Source organism: Streptomyces sp. NPDC059456 (assembly GCF_042750055.1).
Lineage (GTDB): Bacteria > Actinomycetota > Actinomycetes > Streptomycetales > Streptomycetaceae > Streptomyces.
The window spans coordinates 1-2,833 of record NZ_JBHYVA010000901.1 but is presented as its reverse complement, the minus strand read 5'-3'; the positions used below and the strand labels follow the sequence as shown (position 1 = coordinate 2,833).

3 protein-coding genes are annotated in these 2,833 nt (G+C 71.5%); 1 reads left to right on the top strand and 2 read right to left on the bottom strand.

Going from position 1 to position 2,833, the window contains the following annotated elements:
- Together ACFXA3_RS40285 and ACFXA3_RS40280 are read right to left on the bottom strand one after the other, a co-directional pair.
- Window positions 1-1,146: serine/threonine-protein kinase (locus ACFXA3_RS40285; protein WP_385196046.1), on the bottom strand; the 1,146-nt coding region annotated here is incomplete at its 3' end.
- Window positions 1,147-1,396: 250 nt separating this feature from the next.
- Window positions 1,397-2,260 carry a menaquinone biosynthetic enzyme MqnA/MqnD family protein gene (locus ACFXA3_RS40280; RefSeq protein WP_385196044.1) on the bottom strand — a complete coding sequence of 288 codons (864 nt, stop codon included), beginning with the start codon at window positions 2,258-2,260 and terminating at the stop codon, window positions 1,397-1,399.
- Between the two features lie 237 nt (window positions 2,261-2,497).
- Between ACFXA3_RS40280 and ACFXA3_RS40275 the strand changes: the two genes are divergently transcribed.
- Entirely contained in the window at window positions 2,498-2,701 is a 204-nt protein-coding gene (locus tag ACFXA3_RS40275) for a cold-shock protein (protein ID WP_030162033.1), read from the top strand.
- Window positions 2,702-2,833: the final 132 nt, after the last annotated feature.

Below are 2,833 nucleotides of genomic sequence, written 5' to 3'. Positions count from 1 at the left end.
CCCCACGCCCCCGCCGGTGGTACCCGCACCCCCCCGGGGGGCGTCGGGCCCGGGCCCCGACGCGCCTTCCGTGGCGCCCCCGGCGCACCCCCCGAAGGACCCGGCCGCGGACGGGGCGCCGTACGGGGACCGCCCGTAGGAGGGGTCGGGTGCGCCGAAGCCCCCGCCTGCGGCTCCGCCCGGCCCGGCCGCGGACGAGCCGTCGTACGGGGGCCGCCCGTACGAGGGGCCGGGCGTCCCGGAGCCCCCGCCGGAGGGATCGGCGTCCAGGTCGAGCAGGGCGACCGCCGCGCGGCTGGCCTCCTCCACCAGGGGCGCGGGGAGCCAGCCCGAGGCGTGCAGGGAACCGGTGAGCTCCTGCGCGATCGCCTGCGGGGCGGGCCGGTCGGCGGCCGACTTGGCGAGGCAGGCCCCGATCAGCGCGCGCAGCCCGCCGGCCGGGACCGCGTCGAGGTCCGGCGGTTCGTGGACCACCTTGTAGAGGAGGGTCGCCGAGTTGTCGCCGGTGAACGGCGGATGCCCGGTCGCCGCGAAGGCCAGCACCGCGCCGAGCGAGAAGACGTCCGAGGCGCCGGTGACCCCCTTGCCGAGGATCTGCTCGGGGGACATGTAGCCGGGCGAGCCGATGGAGACGCCGGTGGAGGTGAGCGAGGCGGTCCCGTCGGTGGCCCGCGCAATGCCGAAGTCGATCAGCCGGGGGCCGTCGAGGGTCAGCATCACGTTCGACGGTTTCACGTCCCGGTGGACGAGGCCCAGCCCGTGGACGGCCACCAAGGCCCGGGACAGGCCTTCCCCGACGGCCCGTACGGAGGCTTCGGGAAGGGGCCCGTGCGCGGCCACGGCGCCGCCCAGCGAGGGCCCCGCCACGTATCCGGTCGCCACCCACGGCACGGCCGCCTCCGGGTCGGCGTCCAGTACGGGTGCGGTCCACTCGCCGCCGACGCGCCGCGCGGCCTCGACCTCGCGGCGGAACCGGGCGCGGAACTCCTCGTCGGAGGCGAAGTGCGGGTGCACGATCTTGACGGCCACGGTCCGGCCGCCCGTGCTGCGGCCCAGGTAGACCCGTCCCATGCCGCCCGAGCCGAGCCTGCCGAGCAGCCGGTACGCGCCGATGGTCCGCGGTTCGCCCGCTTCGAGCGGCTGCATCGCGTCCCCCTCCCCCGTTCGGTGGCTGATCGCCAAGAGCACCTTAGAGCCGCCGCCCGCCCGCCGGGGCGGATCCGCGGCGGCCGTTCCGGCGCGCCGGACCGCGCCGGGTCGCGCTGCGCCGAATGGGGCTCTCCGCATTCCTGCCCGCCGGTCCGGAAAGCGAAAAGAGGGGTAATTCCCGGGAAACGACATATCCCCTGGGACCGGAACCCTGGCTACCGCCCGGTTTATCGATCACGCGAAGCGATCAGACGCGGGCGCCGTCCCCGTTCAGGAGCTCGACGGCGACATCCTCGGGATAGCCCGTCGTCGGTCCCGTTCGTCGGGCGAATTCCCTTACACCGGCCAACTGTTCGGGTCCGAAGCGGAAGTCGAGCGTCGTGAAGTACCGCTGGAGCAGATCGGCGTCGAAGGCCTCCCAGCGGGCCGCCTGTTCGGCGACCTTGGCGACTTCTTCCAGGGAGAGGTCGCGGGAGTCGAGGAAGGCCTCGTGGACCCTCTGCACGACGATCGGCTCGCGGGCGAGGTAGTCCTTGCGGGCGGCCCAGACGGCGAAGACGAACGGCAGTCCGGTCCACTCCTTCCACATCTGACCCAGGTCGTGGACGTGGAGCCCGAGCCGCGGCGCGTCGTGCAGCGAGGCGCGCAGCGCGGCGTCCCCGATCAGCACGGCCGCGTCGGCCTCCTGCATCATCAGGCCGAGGTCGGGCGGGCAGGTGTAGTAGTCCGGCTCGACCCCGTACCGCTCGGAAAGCAGCAGCTGGGCGAGGCGTACGGACGTACGGGAGGTCGAGCCGAGGGCGACCCGGGCGCCGTGCAGCTGCTCCAGCGGCACCTGCGAAACGATCACGCAGGACATCACCGGGCCGTCGCAGCCGACCGCGAGATCGGGGAACGCCACGAGCTGGTCGGCGTTGCGCAGGAACTCCACGAGGGTGATCGGGCCCATGTCGAGCTCCCCCTGGACGAGGCGTTCGCTCAGTTTCTCGGGGGTGTCCTTGGTCAGCTCCAGGTCCAGCAGCGTGCCGGTTCTGGCCAGCCCCCAGTAGAGGGGAAGGCAGTTCAGGAACTGAATGTGGCCGACACGGGGCCGGCTGCGATAGACGTCCACATCGCGAGACTAGCCCCCGGGTCCGCGTCAGCCTTCAGGCGGGCCTCAAACGTCCGGGTGACGTGATCTTTCCCTCTGGTCTCGGCCGCACTCTGCGTGCTAGGCTCGACGCAAGTTGCAGTTTGGTTTCCCTTGCAGTACGAGGCCTGCGGAGAATGTGACCCGCAGGCTTTTGTAGTTTTCAGACTTCTTAGCAGGTTCTGGAGCAGGGCGACCCTTTGGCCCATAGGAGGGCTCATGGCTACCGGAACCGTGAAGTGGTTCAACGCTGAAAAGGGCTTCGGCTTCATCGCCCAGGACGGCGGCGGCCCGGATGTCTTCGTCCACTACTCCGCGATCAACGCCTCTGGCTTCCGCTCCCTCGAGGAGAACCAGATGGTGAACTTCGACGTCACGCAGGGTCCGAAGGGCCCGCAGGCGGAGAACGTCACCCCGGCCTAGTCGCCTGGGCCAACCAAATCGCGGTTGGATAGCAGTACCCAAGGAGCCCTGCCTCCTCCGTTCACGCGGAGGTGGCGGGGCTCCTGCCTTTTCCCTCCGGGTGGGGGGGACGGGGCGAACGGCCTGTGGCCG

Coding starts and splice junctions, on each gene's coding strand:
- ACFXA3_RS40275 (WP_030162033.1), top strand. CDS start 2,498: ATGGCTACCGGAACCGTGAAGTGGTTCAACGCTGAAAAGGGCTTCGGC.